This is a genomic window from Burkholderia sp. Ac-20379 (assembly GCF_017104645.1).
Classification (GTDB): Bacteria; Pseudomonadota; Gammaproteobacteria; order Burkholderiales; family Burkholderiaceae; genus Burkholderia.
Genome location: NZ_JAAGPF010000789.1, coordinates 1 through 752 on the forward strand (window position 1 = coordinate 1; position 752 = coordinate 752).

Sequence of the window (752 nt, forward strand, 5' to 3'; positions counted from 1 at the left end):
TACACGCGCAGCCGCTCCAGCACGGCGGTGCCGAGCTGCCCGAGCCCGAGCACGCCGACGCGGCGCTCGCGCGCCGGCACCAGCGGCAGCGGCTTCCATTCGCGGGCCTGCTGCGCGAGTGCGTAGTCGAACAGGTCGCGATGGATCGCGAGCACCGCTTCGCTCACGTATTCGACCATGCCCTCGACGATACCCGGCTCGATCATGCGCACCACCGGCAGATGCGCGGGCAGGCTGGCCAGATCGAGCTGATCGACGCCCGCGCCCACCGAGAACACGGCTTCGAGATTCGGCAGCGTGTGCGCGAGATCGCCGGGCTGCCACGCCACGAGATAGCGGATACCGGCCGGATCGCCGATGTCGGGCCAGACGCGGAACGGCACGTCGGGCGCGCGTTGCGCGAACAGCGCGGCCCATTGCGCGCCGCGTACGGGGTCGGCCTTGTAGAGGACGGTCATCGCGGTTCAGGCCATCGCCTGGTTGATGATGCCGTAGGCGCGCCATGCGGCGTCGGGCTCGCCGCTGTGCGCGGCGGCCGGCGCGTTGCGCACCATCTTGACGACCGAATCCACCGGCGTGAGGCCGACGCCCGGCAGCCACGCCTCGATGCCGGCGCCGCCGGGCACGTCGATGCGCACGAAATCGCCGACATGCTGGCCGAGCCAGTAGGCGACCAGCGCCTTGGCGCGCGCTTCGCCCTCGGACGGCGCGGCGACCACCGGCCCGATCGCGACGCCGCGGCCGAACCGCCG

The 752-nt window shown here is 72.5% G+C and carries 2 pseudogenes; both read right to left on the reverse strand.

The window, feature by feature from the left end:
* Positions 1–458, reverse strand: a pseudogene (locus tag G3N92_RS34640) (glyoxylate/hydroxypyruvate reductase A); the annotation flags it as partial.
* A 6-nt stretch (positions 459–464) separates the two neighbouring features.
* Positions 465–752, reverse strand: a pseudogene (locus G3N92_RS34645) (GNAT family N-acetyltransferase); the annotation flags it as partial.